Annotated in this window: 23 protein-coding genes; 19 read left to right on the top strand and 4 right to left on the bottom strand. The window is 64.1% G+C overall.

Annotation, left to right across the window (positions count from 1 at the left end):
• Positions 1-22: 22 nt before the first annotated feature.
• Positions 23-853, bottom strand: a complete 831-nt coding sequence (locus RFM41_RS23030) for a substrate-binding periplasmic protein (protein WP_320216893.1) — start codon at positions 851-853, stop codon at positions 23-25.
• Between the two features lie 233 nt (positions 854-1,086).
• Between RFM41_RS23030 and RFM41_RS23025 the strand changes: the two genes are divergently transcribed.
• Positions 1,087-1,794, top strand: coding sequence for a GntR family transcriptional regulator (locus RFM41_RS23025; protein ID WP_320216894.1), 708 nt, complete (start codon positions 1,087-1,089; stop codon positions 1,792-1,794).
• Between the two features lie 528 nt (positions 1,795-2,322).
• Here RFM41_RS23025 and RFM41_RS23020 read toward each other — a convergent pair.
• The gene (locus tag RFM41_RS23020) at positions 2,323-3,540 is read right to left on the bottom strand and encodes an NAD(P)/FAD-dependent oxidoreductase (protein WP_320251071.1); all 1,218 of its coding nucleotides are present in this window, start codon (positions 3,538-3,540) and stop codon (positions 2,323-2,325) included.
• 14 nt (positions 3,541-3,554) lie between these two features.
• Positions 3,555-4,319, bottom strand: coding sequence for an HpcH/HpaI aldolase family protein (locus RFM41_RS23015; protein WP_320251073.1), 765 nt, complete (start codon positions 4,317-4,319; stop codon positions 3,555-3,557).
• 112 nt (positions 4,320-4,431) lie between these two features.
• Here RFM41_RS23015 and RFM41_RS23010 point away from each other — a divergent pair, with 112 nt between their 5' ends.
• From RFM41_RS23010 to RFM41_RS22925, 18 genes are all read left to right on the top strand, one after another.
• Positions 4,432-5,322 (top strand): 2-hydroxy-3-oxopropionate reductase, encoded by an 891-nt coding sequence (locus RFM41_RS23010; RefSeq protein WP_320251075.1) that lies wholly within the window; start codon positions 4,432-4,434, stop codon positions 5,320-5,322.
• Between the two features lie 4 nt (positions 5,323-5,326).
• Positions 5,327-6,139 (top strand): shikimate dehydrogenase family protein, encoded by an 813-nt coding sequence (locus tag RFM41_RS23005; RefSeq protein WP_320251076.1) that lies wholly within the window; start codon positions 5,327-5,329, stop codon positions 6,137-6,139.
• The gene (locus RFM41_RS23000) at positions 6,132-6,938 is read left to right on the top strand and encodes an SDR family NAD(P)-dependent oxidoreductase (protein WP_320251078.1); all 807 of its coding nucleotides are present in this window, start codon (positions 6,132-6,134) and stop codon (positions 6,936-6,938) included. The genes RFM41_RS23005 and RFM41_RS23000 overlap by 8 nt, the downstream gene beginning before the upstream one ends.
• A 13-nt stretch (positions 6,939-6,951) precedes the next feature.
• The gene (locus tag RFM41_RS22995) at positions 6,952-7,299 is read left to right on the top strand and encodes a RidA family protein (RefSeq protein ID WP_320251079.1); all 348 of its coding nucleotides are present in this window, start codon (positions 6,952-6,954) and stop codon (positions 7,297-7,299) included.
• A gap of 55 nt (positions 7,300-7,354) precedes the next feature.
• Entirely contained in the window at positions 7,355-8,143 is a 789-nt protein-coding gene (locus RFM41_RS22990; RefSeq protein WP_320251081.1) for a FadR/GntR family transcriptional regulator, read from the top strand.
• Between the two features lie 281 nt (positions 8,144-8,424).
• Positions 8,425-9,135, top strand: coding sequence for an SDR family oxidoreductase (locus tag RFM41_RS22985; protein WP_320251083.1), 711 nt, complete (start codon positions 8,425-8,427; stop codon positions 9,133-9,135).
• Between the two features lie 11 nt (positions 9,136-9,146).
• The gene (locus RFM41_RS22980; protein ID WP_320251085.1) at positions 9,147-9,896 is read left to right on the top strand and encodes an SDR family NAD(P)-dependent oxidoreductase; all 750 of its coding nucleotides are present in this window, start codon (positions 9,147-9,149) and stop codon (positions 9,894-9,896) included.
• A gap of 79 nt (positions 9,897-9,975) precedes the next feature.
• Positions 9,976-10,920, top strand: a complete 945-nt coding sequence (locus tag RFM41_RS22975) for a LysR substrate-binding domain-containing protein (protein WP_320251087.1) — start codon at positions 9,976-9,978, stop codon at positions 10,918-10,920.
• 84 nt (positions 10,921-11,004) lie between these two features.
• Positions 11,005-12,039, top strand: coding sequence for an amino acid ABC transporter substrate-binding protein (locus RFM41_RS22970; protein ID WP_320251088.1), 1,035 nt, complete (start codon positions 11,005-11,007; stop codon positions 12,037-12,039).
• 114 nt (positions 12,040-12,153) lie between these two features.
• A complete protein-coding gene (locus RFM41_RS22965; protein ID WP_320251377.1) occupies positions 12,154-13,317 on the top strand; it encodes an ABC transporter permease subunit in 1,164 nt (387 codons plus the stop codon).
• 5 nt (positions 13,318-13,322) lie between these two features.
• Positions 13,323-14,402: an amino acid ABC transporter permease gene (locus RFM41_RS22960; protein ID WP_320251089.1), complete on the top strand. Its 1,080-nt coding sequence runs from the start codon at positions 13,323-13,325 to the stop codon at positions 14,400-14,402.
• A gap of 10 nt (positions 14,403-14,412) precedes the next feature.
• On the top strand, positions 14,413-15,168 hold the full coding sequence (locus RFM41_RS22955; RefSeq protein ID WP_320251090.1) for an amino acid ABC transporter ATP-binding protein: 756 nt from the start codon (positions 14,413-14,415) through the stop codon (positions 15,166-15,168).
• Between the two features lie 57 nt (positions 15,169-15,225).
• Positions 15,226-16,629, top strand: a complete 1,404-nt coding sequence (locus RFM41_RS22950; RefSeq protein WP_320251092.1) for an FAD-binding oxidoreductase — start codon at positions 15,226-15,228, stop codon at positions 16,627-16,629.
• A 120-nt stretch (positions 16,630-16,749) separates the two neighbouring features.
• Positions 16,750-18,420 carry a thiamine pyrophosphate-binding protein gene (locus RFM41_RS22945; RefSeq protein WP_320251094.1) on the top strand — a complete coding sequence of 557 codons (1,671 nt, stop codon included), beginning with the start codon at positions 16,750-16,752 and terminating at the stop codon, positions 18,418-18,420.
• A complete protein-coding gene (locus RFM41_RS22940) occupies positions 18,417-20,513 on the top strand; it encodes a hydantoinase/oxoprolinase family protein (RefSeq protein ID WP_320251096.1) in 2,097 nt (698 codons plus the stop codon). Before RFM41_RS22945 ends, RFM41_RS22940 begins: the two co-directional genes overlap by 4 nt.
• Positions 20,510-22,126, top strand: a complete 1,617-nt coding sequence (locus RFM41_RS22935; protein WP_320251098.1) for a hydantoinase B/oxoprolinase family protein — start codon at positions 20,510-20,512, stop codon at positions 22,124-22,126. The genes RFM41_RS22940 and RFM41_RS22935 overlap by 4 nt, the downstream gene beginning before the upstream one ends.
• Positions 22,126-23,328 carry a pyridoxal phosphate-dependent aminotransferase gene (locus RFM41_RS22930; protein ID WP_320251099.1) on the top strand — a complete coding sequence of 401 codons (1,203 nt, stop codon included), beginning with the start codon at positions 22,126-22,128 and terminating at the stop codon, positions 23,326-23,328. Before RFM41_RS22935 ends, RFM41_RS22930 begins: the two co-directional genes overlap by 1 nt.
• Positions 23,329-23,331: 3 nt before the next feature.
• Positions 23,332-24,144, top strand: a complete 813-nt coding sequence (locus RFM41_RS22925; RefSeq protein ID WP_320251101.1) for an NAD-dependent epimerase/dehydratase family protein — start codon at positions 23,332-23,334, stop codon at positions 24,142-24,144.
• A gap of 37 nt (positions 24,145-24,181) precedes the next feature.
• Here the strand turns inward: RFM41_RS22925 and RFM41_RS22920 are convergent, their stop codons facing one another.
• Positions 24,182-24,490: a putative quinol monooxygenase gene (locus RFM41_RS22920; protein WP_320251103.1), complete on the bottom strand. Its 309-nt coding sequence runs from the start codon at positions 24,488-24,490 to the stop codon at positions 24,182-24,184.

The following is a 24,490-nucleotide window of genomic DNA, read 5'->3' as shown; positions in this document are numbered from 1 at the left end:
GTCGCAGCCCTCTTCGCGAAGCCTATTTCGCGCCCCTGAGCACTTCGTCGTTTGCTTTCTTGATCAGTTCGTCCACCTGGCCCGTCGCGACCCTCTCTTCGAGGAAGATGTTGACAACGTCCACATCGGAGAACGACAGGCTGTGCGGGAGGCCGAAGGCAACGCCTTGCTTCGCCAGCGCCGGCGTCGGATTCAGTGCGACAGCCCAATCCGGATTGGCCTGCGTGAACAGCGCGTTCGTATCTGAAGCGTCCACGAGGATGTCCGCACGGTGCGATTTCAACGCCAGGCGGGTCTCATCGTTTCCTGGAAGCCGTAGCACTTGAGCCTGCTTGATCGCCGCAGAGATAGCCTTGTCCTGCGCAGTACCGGACATGACTGCCAGCGTGATGCCGGGCTTGTCTATATCGGCGACCGACTTGGCGTCCGCAGCGATCTTGGAGTTGCTCTTATTGTAGACCAACGAGATCTGGTACTCCATCGCGGGAATGGAGAAGTTCACGGCCATGGCACGCGGCGGCGTGCGATTGAGCGCCAACGAGAGGTCCCACTTCCCCGCCTGAAGTCCGGCGACGATGTTGTCCCAGGTTGTGTCGACGAACTGGGGCTTGACCTTAAGGACGTCGGCGAATTCGCGGCAGAGTTCGGCAAAGAACCCCGAATACTCGCCAGTTGCCGGATCGCGCATGACGTAAGGAGGCGCCACGGCAGCTCCGCATCGCAGCACGCCCGCCTTTTGAACGCCCTCCCAATATCCCTCGGCTGATTGAGCACGGACCGTGGTCGAGATCGTCACGGCGATCGCAACCGCCGACAGCACCTTCAGGCTGGCGGCAAGAAATCTAGGCAGCATTGAATTCTCCTCTCTTCGAGCGCCCTCAGGCGCGTTCTCCGCGCAAGTCGGCTTCGGCCGATCATTTTTATGTCGGCATGGTGCCGACAAGATTTATATTGTCGGCACGCTGCCGACATGTCAACGGAAAAGTACAACGTGTCGACATGACCCCAGATTTGGGGCAATATGAATCGCGGCGCATGTCCGAGCCGGCGCACAAGGCGCGTGCTCTAATGCATAAGGAGGGCGAGATGGACGCGGGAACGGAGCCAAAACGGACTAAGGGGACGGGTTGGAAGAGCGTCTACGACACGCTTCGCGGGGAAATCCTATCGCTGGAGCTTCAACCGGGTACGCTGCTGGACGAGACGACGCTGTCGGAGCGGTTCGACATGTCCCGCTCACCCGTGCGCGAAGCGCTCATCCGGCTCGCGGGCGAAGAGCTTGTCGTGACGCTGCCAAACAGAAGCACCATTGTCGCCCCTATCGAGATCGCAAGCTTCCCGAAATACGTTGAGGCGCTCGACGTCGCGCAGCGGATGAACACTCGTCTCGCCGCTGAGCTTCGCACTGAAGGTGACCTCAAGAACATCGCTCGCCGCGAGCGCGAGTTCGAGGCAGCAGTCAAATCCGGCAATCATCTGGCCATGTCCGAAACCAACAAACAGTTTCACATGGCTATCGCGCATGCCGGCCGGAACCCCTACTTAGCCTCGTTCTACGAACGATTGCTCGATCAAGGTAGGCGTATGCTCCATTTGCATTTTGAGTTCCTGGAGCGAACCCACGATGGATATCTGCTTACCGATGAGCACCATCTCATGTTCACCGCGATCAAAGCGAAGGACGTGGAACAGGCAGACATTTTGGCGCACGCCCACACGCGCCAGTTCCAGGCCAACTTCATCAACTTCATGCTCGAGAACTATACGACCGATGTCACTCTTGGGCCTCCCTAATGGCGGCCAAATAGGGATGATTGCCCACAGCGTCGGTTTCATGGGAACGGGCCGCGGTGGGAAGATCATGCCGAAGGCATAGGCGGCCGCCTATGCCGCGCACCAGCGCCCGGTGCGGCGCGAGCCGCGAGCCCAGCGAAGCTGGTCGGTCACTCACAGGATGCCTGCGTCCAAGTGAACGGCCGGAATGAGGCGCGAAGCAGCCATTCATGGTTTAGCTGAGCGACTCTTGACAGTCTCGGATACGCTGCCTTGAGGGATCGGGGGTAGCGAACCCTCTGGCTCGATCACGCGCGCCATCTAAGAGACAGTGGCAAGGGACTGACAGGTCCTATTCGGGAACCGAACCTATCCACAGAAATATTTTGTTGGTATTTTTGTTGGAAGTAGCTGCGATTGAGCTTCCCCTAAGCATCTGAAAGCAAAATAGGATTTTCTTTACTTGGATTCCGCCTCTGGGCACCATCCCTCATGCTCCCCGCATTCGCTTTCGCCGAAGCGTGTACGCTTCGCCAACAATCAAGCCCTCTAGATCACCGCTTCCTCCAGGAAGGGCTCGTTGCGCGGGATCCTTTCATAGCAGAACGGCGACAGGTCGAGCGTCTGGAAGGCGCCGTGGACGATCAGCTCCGATACCGCCCGGCCGACCGCTGGCGATTGCTGCAGGCCGTGGCCTGAGAAACCGTTGGCGAACATGAAGTTCCTCACCTCAGGGTGGAAGCCGACGATGCCGTTGTGGTCGAGCATGTTGTATTCGTAATGGCCGGTCCAGCTTGTCTGGACCTTCAGCGCATCGAAGGCCGGGATGCGATGCCACAGCGCCGGCCAGATGTAATCGTCGAACTCCTCGAAATGCATTTCGAAGTCGTCGTAGTCGGCCGGCCCATCGCCCTGCGGCGTGTTGCCGGTGAGGAAAAGCTCGCCCTCAGGACGCACGAAAGTGCCGGAAAGATCGATGACATTGGGCATCCGCCCGGGGATCGGATTGGCGCTGGCGAAGACGAAGCTGTAGCGCTTGTAGGGCGCGACCGGAATGGACAGCCCTGCCATGGCGGCGACCTGCTGCGCGCGCGGACCGGCGGCGTTGACCAGCGTGCCGCAAGCGACAGTCTCGCCGGTCGCGAGCCGCACCGAGGCGACCCGCCCATCGACGACGTCCAGCGCGGTCACGGCATTGTCGATATATTCGACGCCGCTGCCGCGCGCTGCACGGCGGAAGCCGTTGAGCAGGCCCATGGAATCGAACCAGCCCTCTTCGCGCGAACCCCAGGAGCCGCCGCCGAGATCGTCGACATTCAGCCACGGAAACCGCTCCTTCAAAGCGCCCGGTTCGAGGAAGACCGTGTGGGCGCCAAGGCTGCGCTGCAGCTCGACCCGTTCCCTGGCCGCTTCCACGCCCTCGGGCGAGCAGCAATAGAGATAGCCGTGTTCCTTGAAGCCAAGATCGGGCGCCGGCTCGTCCGTGTAGAACGGCGCCATCCGCTCCTGGAAGCCGCGGATGATCTCGATGCCGAACTGGCTGATCTTCACATTGATCGGATTGGAATATTGCTGGCGGATGGCGCTGGTGGACAGCGCGGTCGAGGAGAATTCGTAGCTCGAGTCGCGCTCGACCACGAGGATCGAGACGCGGTTGCCCAGCGCCTGGCTCAGCCAGTAAGCAGTCGACGAGCCGACGACCGCGCCGCCGACGATGATGATGTCATAGGCGCTGCGCGAAGGTGCCTTGTAAGGAGGGATCGCCACGGTCTTTCTCCGGCTTACTGGTTGAACGAGGCGACCAGGGCATCCGAGCCCCGCGCCAGCAAGCCGAGGTCCGAACCGACGGCAACCATGGTGAAGCCGTCGGCGAGATAGCGGTCCGCGTCAGCTTTGACCGGCGCCAGAATTCCACTCGCCTTGCCGGCCGAGGCCGCGGCCTTGCGCACGGATGAAATCGCCTCCTGCACATGCGCAGCACCCGGATTGCCCATCGCACCCATGTTGGTGGAGAGGTCGCCTGGCCCGACGAAGAGAACATCGACGCCCTCGACCGCCGCGATCTCGGCGGCATTGGCGACGCCGGTCCCATCCTCGATCTGCACGGCCAGAAGCTGCTGCTCGCGCGCCTTGGCGTGATAGCCGGCGATGCGGCCGAATGCGTTGGCGCGGTGGCCGACCGAGAAGCCGCGGAACCCGCCAGGCGCGTAGGTCATCGCGGCGACGATTGTACGCGCCTGCTCCGCCGTGCGCACATTCGGGATCATCAGGCTGCGGGCGCCGACATCCAGCGCCTGCTTGATAAGATTGGCATCGTCCGAAGGCAGGCGCACCACCGCCTCGCAGGTAAACGCGGCCGCGACCTGCAGCTGCGCCATGATGCTGCGCAGATCGTTCGGGCTGTGCTCGCCGTCGATCAGCAGCCAGCCCGCTCCAGAGCCCGCCACCACCTCGGTGGTGAGCGCCGAAGCCAGCGAGCACCAGATGCCGATATGAGCCCGGCCGGCCTGAACGGCCGCCTTCAGCGAATTGACGCTCTCCTGCATTTTGCGATCGGTCTCCAGCCTGAAAGAAGGTACATTGAAATTTGTATGATGTCCTATATCATACGTCGAACTTGAGCTGCAAGGCGCCCTGACGCCGAACGGGAGTTGCTTAATGAAAATCGGCTTCATCGGACTTGGTGTGATGGGTGCGCCGATGGCGCGGCATCTCGCCGATGCGGGGCACGAGATCGTCACCGTCCTGAACCGCTCGCCTCTGCCTGCGGATCTGAAGGCATCGGTCGTCGCCTCGCCCACCGAGGTGGCGCGGATATCCGAGATCGTCATCACCATGCTGCCCGACACGCCCGACGTGGAGCGCGTCCTGCTCGGGCGGAACAGCGTGCTGGAAGGGATTTCGGCCGGCAAGCTGGTCATCGACATGAGCTCGATCAGCCCGATCGCCACCGCTGAATTCGCCGCAAAGATCAGGGAAGCAGGCGCCGGCTATCTCGACGCGCCGGTCTCCGGTGGCGAGGTCGGCGCCAAGGCTGCGAGCCTCACCATCATGGTGGGCGGGCCGGCCGCCGAGTTCGAGCGCGCGCGGCCGATCTTCGAGAAGCTCGGCAAGAACATCACGCTGATCGGGGAAAACAACGGCGCCGGCCAGACCTGCAAGATCGCCAACCAGATCATCGTCGCGCTCAACATCGAGGCCGTCGCCGAGGCGCTGGTCTTTGCCGGCAAGGCGGGCTGCGACGCGGCCAAGGTGCGCGCCGCGCTGATGGGCGGCTTTGCCTCTTCACGCGTGCTCGAAGTGCATGGCGAGCGCATGATTTCCCGCAGCTTCGCGCCGGGCTTTCGCATCCGGCTGCACCAGAAGGATCTCAATCTCGCGCTCGAAAGCGCCCGCGCGCTCGGCGTCGCCCTGCCGGGCACGGCGGCGGCGCAGCAGCTGATGAATGCCTGTTCGGCCAGGGCGGACGGCGCGGAGGCCGATCATTCGTCGCTCGTGCGGGCCCTCGAGATCTTGAGCAACCATGAACTGTCAACGGAAAGGAACTGAACCGATGCGCGGAACCGGCAAGGCCGATGTCTTCGTCATGCTGGCCCATCCCGTGGGTCATGCGAAGAGCCCCGGTATCTTCAACGAGATCTTCGAGCAGAAAGGGCTCGACAGCCTGATGGTGCCGCTGAGCTGCCGCCCGGAGGACTTCGACACGTTCTGGGCGGGCATCACCGCGGCCGAGAACATCAAGGGCGTGATCATCTCGGTGCCGTACAAGGTTCCGGTCTACCACAAATGCGCGGCGGCCCACGACCGCGCCGCGCGCGTGCAGAGCGCGAATTCCGTGCGCCGGCAGGCGGACGGCAGCTGGTATGCCGACAATTTCGACGGCGTCGGCTTCATCGAGGGACTGAAGGCGGGCGGACACCGGATCGCCGGCAAGCGCATCCTCCAGGTCGGCGCCGGCGGCGCGGGCGCCTCGCTGACCTATTGTCTTGCCGAGGAAGGCGCGTCGGAAATCCGTCTGGCCGATATCGATCGGGAGCGTGCGCAAAAACTCGCTTCGCTGGTCAACAAGACTTTTCCCAACTGCCGCATCGAGGTCGGAGAGCCCGATCCGTCCGGCATGGACATGGCGATCAACGCCACGCCGTCCGGCTTGAAGGCCGGCGATCCACTGCCGATGGATGTCAGCAAGCTGACGCCGGCAATGACGGTGGTCGATATCATCATGGAGCCGGCCGAGACGCCGCTGCTCAAGGCGGCGAAGGCAATCGGCTGCCGCATCCAGCCTGGACGGCCGATGATGGATTTCCAGGTCGAGGCCATGGCCGAGTTCTTCGACATCGAGCGGAAGGATCGCCGCCATGGCTGACGCACCGACCGCCGTCGTGATCGGCGGCACGTCCGGCATCGGCCGCGCGATCGCCGAGCGCTTCGCGGAAGACGGCTATCAGCTTGTCGTGGCCGGCCGCGACGCCGTTCGGGGCAAGGAAGCCGCCGATGCCTGCGAGAGCGGCGGCGCGCCCCGCGCCCTCTTCGTCCAGACCGACGTCGCCGATCCCGCCTCTGTCGGGGCGCTGGCGGCGGGCGTCGTGAACACGTTCGGCACGCCGCATGTCGTCGTCAACTGCGCCGGCATCCTGCAAAGCGGCAAGCATGTGCTCGACCAGGATCTCGACGAAGACGAGAAGATGTGGCGCATCAACTATCGCGGCACGCTGCTTGGCTGCCAGGTGTTCGGCCGTCTGATGTCGGCCGCCGGCCGCGGCGCGATCTTGAATGTCGGCTCGCTTGCCTCCTTCGCGCCGCTGTCGCTGCCGGCCTACACGCCGGGAAAGCATGCTGTTCTGGCACTCACCCAAATGCTGGCCGCCGAGCTCGGCCCGCACGGCATTCGGGTCAACGCGGTGGCGCCGGGCTACACGCTCTCCGACGGGCTTAAGGCCAAAATCGCCAAGGGCGAGCGCAACCCGCAAGCCATCCAGGCCACGACCGCGCTGCGCCGCTTCGTCGAGCCGCGCGATGTCGCCGAGGCGGCCTTGTTCCTCTGCTCCGGCCGTGCCGCATCGATCACCGGCGTCACGCTTCCGGTCGATGCCGGCTGGCTCGTCCAGGCGCCTTACGCGCAATATCTGCAGGGCAACCCCATCCGGCAGACGCCGGCGATCTGACGAGGAAAATCCATTGAGCGATATCCAACGCTTCGACTTCGACACGCGCATCCATCACGGCGTCATCCACAACGGCACGCTCTACCTCACCGGCCAGGTGGCGAGGCCGGGCCAGTCCGCGGCCGACCAGATGCGTGAAGTACTCGGCAAGATCGACGCGCTGCTCGCCAAGGCGGGCACCGACAAGACCCGCATCCTCCACGTCCAGATGTGGTTGGACGACATCAGGGATTTCGACGAGGTCAACACGGTCTGGGACGCCTGGATGCCGAAAGAGCATGCGCCGGCGCGCTCCTCGGGCGAAGGCCGGATGGCCAAGCCCGGCATGCTTGTCGAATTGATCGTTACCGCGGCGGTTTGAATGGTCTTGCCGGTTCGGGCATCATCGCGAATCTGAACTTGAACGGAAGACCTCAATGACGAAGCGCAAGCCGCTTTCCACCGTGGTGGCGGAGAGCCTGGCCGAAAAGATCCGCTCCGGTCAGCTGCAGCCCGGCGCGCAACTGCCGACCGAGGCGGAGCTTTGCGCTGAATATGACGTCAGCCGCACTGTCGTGCGCGAGGCGGTGGCGCGGCTGCGTTCGGAAGGCATGGTGGTGCCGCAGCAGGGACGCGGCATGTTCGTCAGCGAAACGCCGACCCCGCGCAATTTCTCGATACCCGACGAGGCGCTGCGGACGTTGCCGGAGACCATCGCTCTGCTCGAATTGAGGTTGAGCGTCGAAGTGGAGTCCGCGGGGCTCTGCGCGGAACGCCGCACCGACAAGGAGGCGCGCGATATCCGCGCAATGATGGACGAGATCGATGCCCGGCATGCCGACCCCGCCGCCGTCCAGATTCACTACGACTATGATTTCCACCTCGCGATCGCCAAGGCGGCACGCAATGAATTCATCCACGGCTTCCTCGCCTATCTGCGGCCGATGATCGTGCCGCGTTTCCAACTCGGCTATGTGGTCGAGCCGGGGCTCAAGGACAGCTATTACGCGCGCATCCACAGCGAGCACAAAGCGATCGTCGATGCCATCGAAAGACAGGATGGCGGCAAGGCCCGCCAGGCCATGCGCAAGCATCTGCACAACAGCCTCGGACGCGTGCGCGCCTTGGCTCGAGCTTCGGGAATAGAAGCGACGGACGCGGAACAAAAGGCCGCCGCGGCCTCGCTCTTCACCAAGATGAAACGGCCGGTACCGACAGGCGGTTAGGCCGCGGCAACGGGCGATTTGAAGCATCTGCTCCGGGGCACGCGCCAAGCAATTGCGAAAGCCATGTTTTGGCTCAAATCGGCTGGACGAACGCGCTCCACATGCGCGGAAAGCATTGCTTTCCTTGGCTTTGCAGCGTTTGGCGCCGCGCAAGCGGGGTGGAACGTTTTCAGGCGCCGGAAGCGCGTTCGAAAGTTTATCTTTCCTTTTTGCTGGTTTTCTTGGTTTCGCGACATCGGCCAAGGCCGCACACTGACGCCCAGGCAATTGGGGAAGCCCACGTGACGACAGCCTTCATCACAGGTGCGACGAGCGGTATAGGGCGCGCCATGGCGATCGCCTTGAGCGATGCCGGCTACGAGGTCTATGCGGTCGGGCGCAGCAAGGCGGCGCTCAAGGAACTGCAGGCCGAACGTCCAGGCATCGTGCCGATCGCCGTCGATGTCACCGATCGCGAAGCGCTGGAATCGGTGTTGGCGGGCCTCACCATCGACGTCTTGATCAACAATGCCGGCATAATGCCGCCGCTCGGCAATTTCGCCGACATGAAGATCGCCGACATCGACACCACGCTGGAGGTGAACCTCAGCGCGGTGATCCTGCTTACCCGGCTCGTCGTGCCGCAGATGCGCGAGCGGCAGTCGGGCCACATATTGTTCACCGGCTCCGTCGCGGGCCACGCCGCATTCTCCAACATCGCCGTATATTCGGCCACCAAGGCGGCGATCTCCGGCTTTGCCGCAGCGCTGCGCGCCGACCTCTCCCCATCCGGTATCCGCGTCACCGAGATCGTCGCCGGACGTGTCGAGACGCAGCTCTACGACGACATCCTCGACACCAAGGCGCGCGAAGCCATGTACGCCAGCAAAGTGGTGCAGCCGGATGACGTGGCCCGGATGGTCGTCGGCGTGCTCGCGCTGCCGGCATGGGCCGACGTCACCCGTTTCGACATCATGCCGACCTGGCCGACCTCGCCAAGCGGCACCAAGTAAGGAATAGTGGAATGAAGGATCTTTCCGTTCTGATCGTTGGCGGCGGCGCCGGTCTCGGCGCCCTTCTCGCCCGCATGGCCGTCGAGGCCGGGGCGGCAAAGATCGGCATCATCGACATCAACAAGGAAGCCGCCGAGAGCGCGCTCGAACCGGCAAAGGCAAAGGGCCTGCCGACCGCAGCCGCGGCCTGCGACATCCAGGTCGGCCCGCAATGCCACGCCGCCTTCGACGCAATCGTGGCGAAGCTCGGGCGGGTCGACACACTGATCAACTGCGCCGCCATCTATCCGCGCCGGCCGCTGCTCGAGATCACCGATGCCGACTGGGATGCCTCCAACGGCATCAACATCAAGGGCACCTACCATATGATGGTGGCGGCGGTCCGCCACATGCAGGCGCAGGAACCGAAAGCCCAGGTGCGCGGCCGCATCGTCAACCTGACATCCGTCGACGCCTTCAAGGCGCATCCGCAGAACGCGCATTACGCGGCCACCAAGGCTGCGGTCGTCAGCCTGACCCGTTCCTTTGCGCATTACGTCGCCAAGGACGGGATCCTGGTGAATTCCGTCGCGCCGGCCGGCATGGCCACCGAGAAGGCCAAGGCGCTCGGCTTCCTCGAGGAACTGGCCAAGGCAAGCCCGCTCGGCCGCGGCGCCGAGCCGACGGAAATCGCCGAATGGGTGCTCATGACCGGTGGACCCAAGAACACCTACATGACCGGCGAAAATGTCATCGTTTCAGGCGGTTACATCTACGCCTGACCAACGTCGCCAGCCGGGCGGCCAATACCCAGCAGTGCATGACCGACGGAGTCTCGAACGAAAGGAGGCGGAATTCACCATGACCGGCAAGCTTCGCCTTCCCTCGCTCAACGCGCTGCGCGTCTTCCATGCCGTGGTGCAGCACAAGAGCTTTCGGCAGGCCGCGGACGAGCTTCTGGTGACGCCGCAAGCGGTCGGGCAGCAGATCAAGCTCCTGGAAGACACGCTGCAGGTCACCTTGTTCGAGCGCAAGGGTCGTTCGATCGAATTGACGGAATCGGCGATCCTGCTCTCGCACTACGTCAAGGCGGGCTTCGACGAATTCTCCGAAGGCGTGCGCCGCGTCACCAAGTCGAACTACCGCGATCGCATCAACCTCAATGCGAGCCCATACTTCGCCACGCACTATCTGCTGCCGCGGCTGTCGCTCTTCCGCGAGATCCTGCCCGGCGCGGACCTGCGCCTGACCACGATGGTCGACCTGCCCGACTTCGGGCGTGACGACATCGATATGACTGTGCAGTGGGGCTATGGCAACTGGCCCGACTACGAGACCACGCTGCTTGTGCCGGATCCCAAGATCATCTGCTGCACGCCGGCGATCGGCGAAAAGATCAAGTCGGCGCAGGACCTGACGCGCTTCACGCTGCTCGATACCGTCAAGTCGAAGCGCCTGTGGCCGGACATATTGCGCCACCTCGCCGTGGAACAGGCGGAAGGCGATCACAGCATCGGCTTCGACGACGCGGCAACCATGCGCCGCGCGACCCTGCAAGGCATCGGCATCGGCCTGGTCTCGATCATCGATGCCGAGGAGGATTTCCGCTCCGGTGCGCTGGTCGCGCCGATCGGCCGCGATGCCCTCTCGGATATGAAGCCGGAGGAAGTTCCCGGGTTTTTCCTCGTGGTGCCGCGCGGGCACCTGCGCGTGAAGGCCGTGGCCGCGTTGCATCGATGGCTCGTCCAGCAGGACTGGGGAAGCGACCTCAAGCTTTTGCCGAAACCGATCCCGCTCACCGACTAGGAGCGGTTTCGCAACCGAGGTCCGAACCTGCTTCGGACCTCCAACAACAAGAACAAATGAACCTCAACAGTGGAGACAACAACCATGAAAATGATCAAATGGGGGGCCGCTGCCATGGCCCTGGGCCTCGTGCATCTGGCTGCACCCGCAGAGGCCGCCGGCGGCAAGACGCTGGAGGCCGTGAAGGGGCGCGGCGTGCTCAACTGCACCGGCCATGACGGCTCCTATCTCGGCTTTGCCGAGGTGGACGACAAGGGCAACTGGAAAGGCATGGATATCGACCTTTGCAAGGCGGTGGCGACCGCCGTGTTCGGCGATCCGGCGAAGCTGAAGATCGTGCCGATCAGCTGGGCGCAGCGTTGGCCGTCGCTCCAGTCGGGCGACGTCGACATCATCATCAAGGCCTCGGGCGGCACGCTCAGCCGCGACACCGAGCTCGGACTGCAGTTCTCCATGTCCTATTACCTCGGAACCACCAAGGTGATGGCGCACAAGGAGCTTAACCTGAAGTCGCTCAAGGACGCCAATGGCGGCACGATCTGCATCCCTGCGGGCACCTCGCAGGAGCAGCAGGTCGCAGCCTACGCCCAGAAGCTCGGCATCAAGCTCGAGCCGGTGCTCATCGAAAAGACTGAAGAACTCGAACAGGCATACTTTTCCGGCCGCTGCGATCTCTATGCGCAGTGGGGTCCGACGCTGGCCATCGCCCGCATCGCCAAGAGCAAGGTCGAGGACCATGTGATCCTGCCCGACGTGCTCGCCGTCGAGCCTGAAGTCATGATCATGCGCCAGGGCGACGACAATTGGGTCGACATCGCCAACTGGACGCTGAGCACCCTGATCTTCGCCGAGCAGGAAGGCATCACCTCCAAGAATGTCGACGAGATCAAGGCCAAGCCGACTTCGCCGCAAGTGGCGAAATTCCTCGGCGTCACGCCGGGCATGGGCAAGGGCCTCGGCCTTTCCGACGACTGGGCCTACAACGTCATCAAGAAGGTCGGCAATTACAGTGAGATCTTCGAGCGCGATCTCGGCAAGGACTCGCCCTACAAGATGGATCGCGAGCTGACCAATCTGTGGAACAATGGCGGCGTCCTGTTCCCGCTGGTGATCGACTGATCCCCCTGGTGATCGATTGATCCCTTGGTGATCGACCGATCCGTTCTTAACGCCTCGCCTTGAGCCCCGACTGGCGTTGCCAGCCGGGGCCGGCACAATTCGGGAAAGATCGTGATGGTCAGCCTGCTGAGAAATCAGAAGGTCCGCAACGCGCTGTTGCAGGTCCTTTACGTCGGCTCACTTGCCGCGGTGGTTCTTGCCTGCGTGATGATCGCTAGGCGCAACCTCGCCGAGCAGGGGATCACCTCCGGCTTCGACTTCCTCTACAAGTCGACGGGGTGGGACGTGAACTTCTCGCTGCTGCCGGCCACCGCCAACGATCCGTATTGGTGGTTCTTCCTGATCGGCATCATCAACACCTTGTTCCTCGGAACCACCGGTCTGATCCTGGCGACCATCGTCGGCACGATCGTTGGCCTGGCGCGCACGTCCTCGAACGAGCTGGCACGGCTGCTCGGCCGCACCTATGTCGACATCTTCCGCAACATCCCACTGATCCTGCAGGTCTTCTTCTGGTACGCTTTGATCACGCACCTGCCGACGCCGCGCGCCGCGCATGAGGCTTTCGGTATGCTGCTGACCAGCCGTGGTCTCTACGTGCCGGTGCCCAATGTCGGCGGGATGGCGATGGCGCTGGCCGTTTTGGCCGTGATCGCTGCGATCGCGCTGCCGGTCTGGCTCGGCCGCACATCGCATATCAGCCAACCGGTCGGCGAACGTTCGGCCATCCAGCTCGCCGGCGCGGCAGTGGCACTCGCCTGCGCGGTTGTCATCCTGATGATCGGTCGCCTGCCGGATGCACCGTTCCTCGACTTTCCTGCCCTGCAAGGCCTCAACCTGAAAGGTGGATTGCGCATCCCGCCTGAATTTTCCGCTTTGGCCGTCGCCATTGCCATCTATGGCGGCTCTTACATCGCCGAGATTGTACGCGGCGGCTTCAAGGCGGTCGGCAAGGGTCAGATGGAAGCTGCCCTTTCGTTGGGCTTGAGCCCCTGGCGCGTCTTCACGCTGGTCAGGCTGCCGCTGGCGCTGCGCGCCATGCTGCCGATCCTCGCCAACCAGTATGTCTGGCTGATGAAGGCGACGACCATGGGCATCGCGGTGGGCTTCACCGATTTCTTCATGATCGTGGCGCTGACGATCAACCACTCGGGCCAGACGCTCGAGGTGATCGGCATCCTGATGGCCGGCTTCCTCGCCATCAATCTCAGCCTCGCCGCGGTGTTCAACCGCATCAACAAGGCCATCGCCCTCAAGGGCAATCAGCTGAGGGGATGACAGAGATGGAGATGGTCGTTGTCGCTCCCCCTGCCCCGGGCAGGCTCGAAGACCTGAAGCGCCGCTTCTTCGCAACGCCGCTTCAGGCGCTGCTGTCGCTGATATCCCTGACGATCATGGCCTTCATCGTCTGGAAGCTGCTCAACTGGGCTATCTTCTCGGCCGTGTTCACCACCAGCGGCGGGCCCGAGGCCTGCCAGGCGGCGGCCGGCGCCTGCTGGTCCGTCATCGCCGCCCGGTGGCGCATCATGCTGTTCGGCCTCTATCCCTTCGAGGAGCAGTGGCGCTCCGCGCTTGCCTGCGTCAGCGTGGTGGTCATGACGGTGCTGAGCTGCATGCCGGCCTTCTGGACCGGCCGCCGCATCGCGTTGGTCTGGGGCGCAGGAACAGGCCTCTACTACGTGCTGATGAAGGGCGGCGTGCTCGGCTTGCCCTATGTCGGCGAGGAGGCCTGGGGCGGGCTGGCGCTCACCCTCTTCATCTTCGTCACCACCTGCCTGATCGGCTTCCCGCTGGCGATCTGCCTGGCGCTGCTGCGCCGCTCGGACCTGCCCTGGATATCGCGCACCACCGGTCTCATCATCGATGGCGTCCGCTCGCTGCCGCTGATCTCGATCCTCTTCACATTTGCTGTCGTTCTGCCTTTCGCCCTGCCGCAATGGCTGCAGGGCGACAAGCTCTACCGGGTGATCCTCGGCTCCGCGCTGTTCTTCTCCGCCTATCAGGCCGAGATCGTGCGCGGCGGCATGCAGGGTGTTCCTGCGGGACAGGAGGAAGCGGCCATGGCGCTCGGCATGAGCTACTGGCAGCGCATCGGCCGCATCGTGCTGCCGCAGGCCATGCGCAACGCGCTGCCGGCAACGATCAACCAGTTCGTCATCTCGTTCAAGGAAACCTCGCTAGTGGTGATCGTCGGCTTTTTCGAGATCCTGGCCTCCGGCAACGCCGCCTACGGCACCGGCGAATGGCGCTTCGCCTATGTCGAAGTCTACGCCTTCATCGCCTTCATCTATTTTATCTTCGTCTTCAGCCTGTCCCGCTACGGCGCTTACCTCGAGCGGCGCATGGCGGTCGGCGAACGCTAGGGAGGCGCACTTGGATTCGACGCTCCCATCCGGCCCGGCCGTCCGCATCGAAGGCCTCGACAAACATTACGGGTCGTTCCACGCGCTGCGGAAGGTGAACCTCTCCGTCGAGCGCGGCGAAAGGATCGTCATCTGCGGTCCGTCCGGCTCCGGCAAATCCACCTTGATCCGCTGCATCAACCGCCTTGAGCAACATGATGGCGGCCGCATTATCGTGCTCGGCACCGAGCTCAACGACGATGTCGCCAACATCGACGGAATCAGGCGGGAGGTCGGCATGGTGTTCCAGCACTTCAACCTGTTCCCGCATATGACGGTGCTGGAGAACTGCATGATCGCGCCGATGATCGTTCGAAAGCGGCCGCGCGCGGAAGCGGAGGCGACCGCCCGGCGCTATCTTGAGAAGGTCCGCATCCCCGAGCAGGCGATGAAGTTTCCCGCCCAGCTCTCCGGCGGCCAGCAGCAGCGCGTGGCGATTGCGCGAGCGCTTTGCATGCAGCCACAGATCATGCTTTTCGACGAGCCGACCTCGGCGCTCGACCCGGAAATGATATCGGAGGTGCTGGACGTGATGGTGACGCTCGCCGCCGATGGCATGACGATGATCTGCGTCACGCATGAGATGGGTTTTGCGCGACGCGTCGCCGACCGGGTGATCTTCATGGACGGAGGTGAGATCGTCGAAGAAGCGCCGCCGGAGGAATTCTTCACGTCCTCCCGAAACGAGCGCACCCGTCAGTTTTTGTCGCAGGTGCTGGGTCATTGAACGGCTTCTGGGAAGATGCAACGTTCAGGCTGCCTCGCACCCTCGGATAATATCTTCATGACTGACACCGTAGCCGCCCTGCGCGGAATCCTCGGACCGAAAGGTTGGCTTTCGGGCGACGATGCCGCGCCTTACCAGCGCGATTGGCTCAACCGTTATGGCATCCGGCCCCTTGGCGTTGCCAGGCCCGCGAACACCGCGGAGGTGGCCGCGGTCGTCAAGGCTTGCCGGCAGGCAGGATTGGCAGTCGTGCCGCAAGGCGGCAACACCGGCCTGTGCGGTGGCGCCATCGCCGATCAGGCGAATGCGGTGATCGTCTCGCTGTCCCGCATGACGGCGATCGGCGAACCGGACCTGGAGAGCGGGTCGATCCTCGTCGATGCGGGCGTGGTTCTCGCCGGGCTGCATGAGGCGCTGGAACCGCATGGCCTGATGTTTCCGATGCATCTCGGCGCCGAAGGCAGCGCCAGGATCGGCGGCCTGATCGGCACCAATGCCGGCGGCAGCCAGGCGTTTCGCTTCGGCATGATGCAGGATATGGTGCTCGGCCTCGAGGTCGTGATGCCGGACGGCACGGTGTGGGACGGTCTTCGCGCGGTGCAGAAGGACAATGCCGGCTATCAGCTGCGCAAGCTGTTCTGCGGTTCGGAAGGCACGCTCGGCATCGTGACGCGCGCGGTGCTCAGGCTCTATCCCACGCCAAAACAGCAGGCGAGCGCGCTTCTCGTCATGTCCGACTTCGCCGCCGCCGTGACCTTCGGCGCCTTCCTGCGCGGCGAGGCCGGAGAATTCCTCGCCGGCCTCGAATTCTTTTCGGATGTCGGCCTGACGCTGGCGCTCAAGCATCTGCCGGACCTGGCCTATCAGCTGGAGACAAGGGGCGACGTTTATCTGCTCGTCGAGGTGGCGTCGGGCTCGACCCGCGTCCCTCTCGACGATATCCTGGCTTCGGCGCTGGAATGGGGCATGGAGCAAGGTCTGGTCGTTGACGGCGCGCTGGCCAATTCGGGCGCGCAGCGGGCGCAGTTCTGGCGCCTGCGCGAGGAGCAGCCGGAGGGCCAGCGGCTGGAGGGCGAGCAGCTCAAGCACGACATCTCTGTGCCGCCGGGCGCGATCGCCCGCTTCATCGAGGCGGGCGCGAAACTATGTAACGACATTCTCCCGGGCGTGCGGATCAACCCGTTCGGCCATCTCGGCGACGGCAACATCCACTACAATCTGTCGCCGCCGGAAGGCCGTGCCGATTTCGACGGCAAGGCCACGGCGTTCGCCGAGGCGCTGGCTGCTTTGGCCACCGGCATGGGCGGCAGCTTTGCTGCCGAGCATGGGCTCGGTCGCGCCAAGGTCGCCATGGCCGACCGGAACCGCAGCTCCACCGAGCGTACCCTCATGGCGCAGCTCAAGCGCGCATTCGATCCGCAAGCCATGATGAACCCTGGTGTTCTCGTGCGAATTCCATAGCAAAGAAAAACTTTCGTATGGATCGCATTTCTTGATTTCGCGCCGGCCCGCCGCAGTGCAGGTATAGCTGCAGGGGCAGGCCCGATCCGCTTGCCGCCAGCTTTAAGAGGATGTCGAAGCATGGTCCGCAATGGCGGTCGCCTTCTTGTCGAGTGCCTGATCGGCCTGGGCGCGACCAAGAGCTTCGGCGTTCCGGGCGAAAGCTATCTGGCCGTTCTCGACGCACTGCACGATACCAAGGGCAGACTGGACTATGTGCTTTGCCGCAACGAAGGCGGCGCGGCCTTCATGGCCTCGGCCTATGGCAAGCTGACGGGCACGCCGGGCATCTGCTTCGTGACCCGAGGCCCGGGCGTGACCAATGCCAGCATCGGCGTCCACACCGCCATGCAGGACTCCTCGCCGATGATCCTGTTCGTCGGCCAGGTCGGCACCGACATGAAGGGCCGCGAAGCCTTCCAGGAGATCGACTACCGGGCGGTCTACGGGACCGTCGCAAAATGGGCGGTCGAGATCGACGACGTCGCGCGGCTTCCCGAGATCGTCGCGCGCGCCTGGACCACCGCCTTGACCGGCCGGCCCGGCCCGGTCGTCGTCGCGCTCCCCGAAGACATGCTGACGACCATGACTGAGGCCGCGCCGCTCAACGGCCCGGCGGCGATTTTCGAGGCCGCTCCGTCGCAGGAGGCAATCGCGTCGGCGCTTGAGATGCTGGCCTCAGCCGAGAAGCCGGTGCTGCTCATGGGCGGCGCCAACTGGACCGCAAACGGACGCGGCGCGCTCCAGGTCTTCGCCGAAGCTTCCGACATCCCTGTCGTTGCCGCCTTCCGCTACCAGGACCAGTTCGACAATCATTCGCCCGTGTTCGTCGGCGAAGCCGGCGTCGGCATGGTGGCGCATGTCAAAAACCTGATCCGCGACGCGGACGTGGTCCTGGCGGTCAATGTTCGCTTCGGCGAGATGACGACGGACGGCTACACGCTGCTCGACGTTCCGGTGCCGCGCCAGAAGCTGATCCACGTGCACGGCTCCGACCGCGAGATCGGCAAGATCTACGTGCCTGCGATCGGCATCCATGCCGGTCCGAACGCCTTCGCCAAGGCGCTCACCCCGGTGAAGGGTGGCTGGGCCGATTGGCGCGCTGCGGCGCGCAAGGCCTATGAAGGTACGTTTGCCGCGCCGGTGCAGCCGGGTCCGGTCGACATGGTCGCGGTCAGCGCCTGGCTGCGCGAGACCTTGCCGGCCGACGTCATCCTTACCAACGGCGCCGGCAATTTCACTGTGTGGCCGAACAAATTCTTCAAGTTCGGGCCTGACGCGCGGCTGCTCGCGCCGCAATCCGGCGCCATGGGCTACGGCCTGCCAGCGGCGATCGCGGCCAAGGTCGCGTATCCGCAGCGCACGGTCGTCTGCTTTGCAGGCGACGGCGACTTCCAGATGAACTGCCAGGAGCTCGGCACCGCCATGCAGGCCGGCGCGCAGCCGATCGTGCTCATCATCAACAACGGCATCTACGGCACGATCCGTGCGCATCAGGAACGCAATTATCCGGCCCGCGTTTCCGGCACTTCGCTGGAAAACCCGGACTTCGTCGCGCTGGCAAAGGCCTATGGTTTTCATGCCGAGCGCGTCCAAGCCACCGATGATTTCGCGGCAGCGTTCCAGCGGGCGCTGCAGTCGGCAACCGGCGCCGTTCTCGACATCGCCATCTCGCCTGAAGCGCTGACGCCCCGGCAGACCCTTTCCCAGATGCGCGACGCCGCGCTCGCTTCGCAGAAGGCCAAGGCATGACCTCCAGATCAGACGACATCCGTCTCGGCGCGGACATCGGTGGCACCTTCACCGACATCGCGCTCGATGTCAGGGGAACGATGTTCTCGACCAAGGTGTTGACCAATTATTCGGCGCCCGAGCAGGCGATCCTCGACGGCATCGACGTCGTGATCCGCGATGCCGGCATTTCGGCAGCCGAGATCGGCATCATCATCCACGGCACGACGCTCGCCACCAATGCGCTGATCGAGCGGCGCGGCGCCAGGACCGCGCTGGTCACGACGGAAGGTTTTCGCGACGTGATCGAGATGCGGACGGAGAACCGCTTCGAGCAGTATGATTTGAACCTGCAGCTGCCGACGCCGCTGATCCCGCGCGAGGACCGTTTCACGGTCAAGGGCCGCATCGGTGCCGAGGGACAGGAACTACAGCCCCTGGATGAAGCTGCCCTCGAAGAGATCGCCGACAAGATTGCAGCCGGCGGCTTCGGCTCGGTGGCGATCGGCTTCATCCACGCTTACGCCAATCCCGACCACGAGCTCCGCGCCCGCGAGATCCTCGCTCGCAAGCTCAGCATCCCGATCACGATCAGCGCCGAAGTCTCACCACAGATGCGCGAATTCGAACGCTTCAACACCGTCTGCGCCAACGCCTATGTGCGGCCGCAGATGGCCGACTACCTCGCCCGCCTGCAGACGCGCCTGAAGGACATGGGCGCCGACTGCCCCGTCTTCATGATCCATTCCGGCGGCGGGTTGATCTCGGTGGAGACCGCTTCGGAATTCCCGGTACGGCTGGTCGAATCCGGCCCGGCCGGCGGCGCCATTTTCGCGGCAGATATCGCCAGGCGCTTCGGGCTGGAAAAGGTCGTCTCCTACGACATGGGCGGCACCACCGCCAAGATCTGCCTGATCGAGGACTATGCGCCGCGCACGGCGCGGACCTTCGAAGTGGCGCGCACCTATCGCTTCTCGAAGGGTTCGGGCATGCCGATCTCCATTCCGGTGATCGAGATGATCGAGATCGGCGCCGGCGGCGGCTCCATCGCCTGGGTCGATGCCATGGGCCGCATCCAGACCGGACCTGAGAGCGCGGGATCGGAGCCGGGCCCGGCCTGCTATGGCCGCGGCGGCAAGCGCCCGGCAATCACCGACGCGGACCTGGTGCTCGGCAAGCTCGATCCCGACAATTTCGCCGGCGGCGCGATCAAGCTGGATACCGCCGCGTCGGAGCAGGCGATCCTGCGCGATGTCGGCGAACGCCTGTCGCTCAATGCGATGTCGACGGCCTTCGGCATCTGCGAGGTGGTGGACGAGAACATGGCCAATGCCGCCCGTGTCCATGCCGTCGAGAACGGCAAGAACATCTCCGACAATCTGATGATCGCTTTCGGCGGCGCCGCCCCGCTGCATGCCGCAAGGCTCTGCGAAAAGCTCGGCATCGACCAATGCATCGTGCCGCGCGGCGCCGGCGTCGGCTCGGCGATCGGCTTCCTCAAGGCTCCGTTCGGCTACGAGGCCCTGGCCTCGAAGCTGACGCGCTTATCCCGCTTCAAAGCGACCGAAGTGAATGCCCTGCTCGCTGATCTCAAGGCCTCCGCCGAGGGTTTCGTGCGCACCGGCGCCAGCGGCAGGATCGTCTGCGAAATCACCGCCTTCATGCGCTATGCCGGCCAGGGCTGGGAAATCCCGGTGCCGCTGGCGGACGAGCCGTTCGGAGACGACGCCGTTGCCAAGCTCAAGGACCTGTTCGAGGAGAACTACCAGCGCTTCTTCGGCCGCGCCATCGAAGGATTGGACGGGCTGGAGATCGAGATCGTCACCTGGTCGGTGAAGGCGACGGATGTTCGGCCTGCGGTTGCGAGGCACGAGCTCACCACGGGCAGGAAGACCGGCAAGCCGACAACGACCCGCGAGGTGTTCGACCCGGTCAGCGGCGCGCCGCGCAGCTATGGCATCGTCGAGCGCGACACGCTCTGCGCCGGCGACCGCGTCGCGGGACCCGCCGTCATCGTCGAGCGCGAGACATCGACCGTCGTCACCACAAGCTTCGACGCCGTCATCCAGAGCGACGGCGCCATCCTCCTGATCCGCAAAGGCAGCCACGCATGAGTGATATTGGCGAAATCCGCATGCAGGTCATGTGGAACCGATTGATCTCGGTGGTCGAGGAACAGGCGCTGACCTTGCTGCGCACGGCCTTCTCCACCTCGGTGCGCGAATCCGGCGACCTGTCGGCCGGCGTGTTCGACCCGCGCGGCCAGATGCTGGCGCAGGCGGTCACCGGCACGCCCGGCCACGTCAACACCATGGCCGAGGCCGTGCTGCATTTCATGCACGAAATTCCGCGCGAGAACATGTTCGAAGGCGACACCTATGTCACCAACGACCCCTGGCTCGGTACCGGCCATCTGCACGACATCACCATGGTGTCGCCGTCCTTCCTCAACGGCGAACTCGTCGCCTTTTTCGCCTGTACGGCGCATGTCGTCGATGTCGGCGGCCGCGGCTTCGGCGCCGACGGCAAGTCGGTCTATGAGGAAGGCATCCAGATCCCGATCATGAAGTTTGCCGAGAAAGGCAAGGTCAATCTCGACCTGGTCAGGATCCTGCGCGCCAATGTCCGCGAACCCAACCAGGTGGTCGGCGATTTCTATTCTTTGGCCGCCTGCAATGAAGTCGGCCATCGCCGCCTCGTCGACATGATGAAGGAGATCGGCCTGACCTCGCTCGATGGGCTCGGCGACTTCATCTTCTCGCGTACCCGCGACGCCATGCTCGAACGCATCAAGGCGCTGCCCAAGGGAAGCTGGTCGAACGAGCTGGTGACCGACGGCTATGACGAGCCGGTCAAGCTTGCAGCCACCGTCTCGGTCCGCGACAACCATGTCGAGGTCGACTTTACCGGCACCGACCCGATGAGCCGCTGGGGCATCAACTGCCCGATCATCTACAGCAAGGCCTATGCCTGCTACGCATTGAAATGCATGGTGGCGCCCGACATTCCCAACAATGCCGCCTCGCTCGCCTTCTTCACCGTGTCGTCGCCCATCAACATCCTGAACGCCGTGCGGCCGGCGCCGGTAGCGCTCAGGCACATTTTCGGCCACATGGTCCCAGATCTCGTGCTCGGCGCCTTCTCCAAGGCGTTGCCGGGCAAAATCCTCGCCGAAGGCGCCGGCGCGCTCTGGAACATCCATATCTCGGCCCGACCTGTCGCCGGCGTGTCCGGCCGCCGCGCCGAGGTGCTGATGTTCAACTCCGGCGGCATGGGCGCCCGCCCCGAGCTCGACGGGTTGTCGGCGACGGCCTTCCCGTCCGGCGTGCACACGATGCCGATCGAAGCGACCGAGCACACCGGCCCGATCGTCATCTGGCGCAAGGAACTGCGGCCCAACTCCGGCGGCGACGGCGAATTCCGCGGCGGGCTGGGACAGGTCATCGAGATCACCGCCACCGACGGCCACGAATTCGACTTCTCGGCCATGTTCGACCGCGTCAATCATCCGGCCCACGGCCGCAATGGCGGCAAGCCGGGCGTTGCCGGCGTGGTCAAGCTCGACGACGGCACCAAGATGCGCCCGAAGGGCTGGCAGCATGTGCCGGCCGGGCGCCGGCTGATCCTCGAACTGCCGGGCGGCGGCGGCTATGGCGATCCGGCCAAACGCAATGCGGCCGCACGGGCCAATGACCGGTCCAAGGGTTACATCACGGAGAACGACTGATGAGCTACATTGCCTCGCGCCTCTCGGTGGTGAAGCCTTCGGCCTCGATGGCGGCCTCGCAGGCCGCCAAGGCGCTGCGCGCCAAGGGTGTGGACGTGATCGATCTCGGCCTAGGCGAGCCCGATTTCCCGACTCCCCTCCACATCATCGATGCCGCTCATTTCGCCGCCAAGGCCGGCCAGACGCTCTACACCGCCGCTGCCGGGACAGGCGAAGTGCGCGAAGCCATCGCGGGAAAATTCCGGCGCGAGAACGGGCTGAACTACATGGCTGATGACATCGTCGTCGCCAACGGCGCCAAGCAGATCATCTTCAACGCGCTGATGGCGACGCTCGAGGCCGACGACGAGGCGATCCTGCCGGCGCCCTATTTCGTCTCCTATCCCGAGATGGTGAAGCTGCTCGGCGGCACGCCGGTCGTCGTCGAGTGCCCGGAAACCACCGGCTTCCGGCTGACGCCGGCGCTCTTGGAAAAGGCGATCACGCCGAGGACGAAGTGGCTCTTCCTCAACATGCCGGGCAACCCGTCCGGCGCGGTCTATTCTCAGTCCGATCTGAAGGCGCTGGGCGCGGTGCTGGCGAAACATCCGCAGGTGCTCATCCTTTCCGACGAGATCTATGAGCACATCCTGTTCGACGGGCGCGAATTCGTCTCCTTCGGCAAGGCCTGCCCCGAGCTCAAGGACCGCACGCTGATCGTCAACGGCGTGTCGAAATCCTATGCGATGACCGGCTGGCGCGTCGGCTATGCGGCGGGGCCTGCGCCGCTCGTCAAGGCGATGTCGACGATCCAGAGCCAGTCCTGCACGTCGGTGTGCTCGATCGCTCAAGCCGCGACAGTCGCCGCGCTCAACGGCCCGCAGGACGAGGTCGCCCGCTTCCGCCAGGCCTTCGAGGCACGCCGCGATCTGGTCGTGGTCGGCATTCGCAAGATCAACGGGCTCACGCTCTCGCCACCGGACGGCGCCTTCTACGCCTATATCGGCTGCGCCAGCCTGATCGGCCGCAAGACGCCCAAGGGTGTGGTGCTTGAGGACGACGCGGCCGTGGCGAATTATCTTCTCAACGAAGGCCGGGTGGCGTCGGTGCCCGGCGTCGCCTATGGACTGTCACCCTATTTCCGCATCTCGACCGCGACCAGCGAAGAGGTGCTGACCGAAGCGATTGCGCGGATCAATGCCGCCGTCGCGCAAGTGGAGTAAAGAATGCCGCATTACGAACGTATCCTGATCACCGGCGCCGCCGGCCGACTCGGCTCACAGCTGCGCAAAGGGCTGGTGCCGCTGGCCAAGACGATCCGCCTGGCGGGCCGCGAGCCGTTCGGCGACCTTGCCCCGCACGAAGAGGAAGCGATCTTCGACCTCGCCGACATGGAAGCGACGATCGCCGCGACCAAGGATTGCGACGCGATCGTGCATTTCGGCGGCGCGCCGCTCGAATGCGAGTGGCAGACCATCCTTGATTCCAGCATCCGCGGCTCCTACCACATCTATGAAGGCGCCCGGAAACACGGCGTGAAGCGCGTCATCTACGCCTCCTCCGTGCATGCCATCGGCTATCACGAGATCGAGGCGCATATCGGCGTCGACGCGCCGGTGCGTCCGGACAGCCTCTATGGCGTGTCGAAGAATTTCGTCGAGAGCCTCAGCCGGCTCTATTGGGACAAGTTCGGCATCGAGACCGTGTGCCTGCGCATCTTCTCGTCGTTCCCCGAGCCCGCCGACCGCCGCATGCTGTGGTCATACCTCTCCTTCGACGACTGCGTGCGCCTGGTCGAGGCGTCGCTCACCGCGCCGCGCGTCGGCCACACGATCTCCTTCGGCATCTCCGACAACAAGCTGAAGATGGTCGACAACAGCGGCGCGAACCACCTCGGCTTCATCCCCCAGGACAGCGCGGAACCTTTCCGCGCCGCGGTCGAGGCAAAGACCCCTGTTCCCGATCCAACGAAGCCGTCGGTGAAATATCTCGGCGGCTGGTTCTGCGAGCTAGGTCATCCCGACGACAAGCCGACGTGACGATCGGGCTTGCGCTTACACGATCAGCGACATTGCTTCACGTCGCCATCCGGCTCAACATCACGAAACGGCGCACGTCGACCGGACGTGCGACCAGATCGTCGAGGCGGCCGAACAGCGGCTTCAGATGCGGCATTGCCAGGTGCCGGTCGAGATCGTCCTTCGAGCGCCAGTTCTCATAGAACATGAATATGCAAGGGTCGGCCGGATCGACATGGAAATCGTAGTTGATGCAGCCCTCCTCGGCCCGCGTCGGCTCGACGAAGCCCGACAGGATCGCCTGCAATTCCTCGCGGGTCTCCGGCTTGGCGACGACGGTGCCTATCACCGTGTAGGGAACCGCCAT

This window comes from Mesorhizobium vachelliae (assembly GCF_033977325.1).
Classification (GTDB): Bacteria; Pseudomonadota; Alphaproteobacteria; order Rhizobiales; family Rhizobiaceae; genus Mesorhizobium; species Mesorhizobium vachelliae.
The sequence above is the reverse complement of the archived record's forward strand: the minus strand, read 5'-3'. Positions and strand labels throughout refer to the sequence as shown.

Bases quoted from the DNA above. Each gene is read 5' to 3' on its own strand.
- RFM41_RS22960 (WP_320251089.1), top strand. From the start codon at position 13,323: ATGGAGATGGTCGTTGTCGCTCCCCCTGCCCCGGGCAGGCTCGAAGAC.
- RFM41_RS23025 (WP_320216894.1), top strand. From the start codon at position 1,087: ATGGACGCGGGAACGGAGCCAAAACGGACTAAGGGGACGGGTTGGAAG.
- RFM41_RS22940 (WP_320251096.1), top strand. From the start codon at position 18,417: ATGACCTCCAGATCAGACGACATCCGTCTCGGCGCGGACATCGGTGGC.
- RFM41_RS23010 (WP_320251075.1), top strand. From the start codon at position 4,432: ATGAAAATCGGCTTCATCGGACTTGGTGTGATGGGTGCGCCGATGGCG.
- RFM41_RS22945 (WP_320251094.1), top strand. From the start codon at position 16,750: ATGGTCCGCAATGGCGGTCGCCTTCTTGTCGAGTGCCTGATCGGCCTG.
- RFM41_RS22950 (WP_320251092.1), top strand. From the start codon at position 15,226: ATGACTGACACCGTAGCCGCCCTGCGCGGAATCCTCGGACCGAAAGGT.
- RFM41_RS23030 (WP_320216893.1), bottom strand. From the start codon at position 853: ATGCTGCCTAGATTTCTTGCCGCCAGCCTGAAGGTGCTGTCGGCGGTT.
- RFM41_RS22975 (WP_320251087.1), top strand. From the start codon at position 9,976: ATGACCGGCAAGCTTCGCCTTCCCTCGCTCAACGCGCTGCGCGTCTTC.
- RFM41_RS22920 (WP_320251103.1), bottom strand. From the start codon at position 24,490: ATGGCGGTTCCCTACACGGTGATAGGCACCGTCGTCGCCAAGCCGGAG.
- RFM41_RS22935 (WP_320251098.1), top strand. From the start codon at position 20,510: ATGAGTGATATTGGCGAAATCCGCATGCAGGTCATGTGGAACCGATTG.
- RFM41_RS22925 (WP_320251101.1), top strand. From the start codon at position 23,332: ATGCCGCATTACGAACGTATCCTGATCACCGGCGCCGCCGGCCGACTC.
- RFM41_RS23000 (WP_320251078.1), top strand. From the start codon at position 6,132: ATGGCTGACGCACCGACCGCCGTCGTGATCGGCGGCACGTCCGGCATC.
- RFM41_RS22990 (WP_320251081.1), top strand. From the start codon at position 7,355: ATGACGAAGCGCAAGCCGCTTTCCACCGTGGTGGCGGAGAGCCTGGCC.
- RFM41_RS22970 (WP_320251088.1), top strand. From the start codon at position 11,005: ATGAAAATGATCAAATGGGGGGCCGCTGCCATGGCCCTGGGCCTCGTG.
- RFM41_RS22965 (WP_320251377.1), top strand. From the start codon at position 12,154: ATGGTCAGCCTGCTGAGAAATCAGAAGGTCCGCAACGCGCTGTTGCAG.
- RFM41_RS22930 (WP_320251099.1), top strand. From the start codon at position 22,126: ATGAGCTACATTGCCTCGCGCCTCTCGGTGGTGAAGCCTTCGGCCTCG.
- RFM41_RS23015 (WP_320251073.1), bottom strand. From the start codon at position 4,319: ATGCAGGAGAGCGTCAATTCGCTGAAGGCGGCCGTTCAGGCCGGCCGG.
- RFM41_RS22980 (WP_320251085.1), top strand. From the start codon at position 9,147: ATGAAGGATCTTTCCGTTCTGATCGTTGGCGGCGGCGCCGGTCTCGGC.
- RFM41_RS23005 (WP_320251076.1), top strand. From the start codon at position 5,327: ATGCGCGGAACCGGCAAGGCCGATGTCTTCGTCATGCTGGCCCATCCC.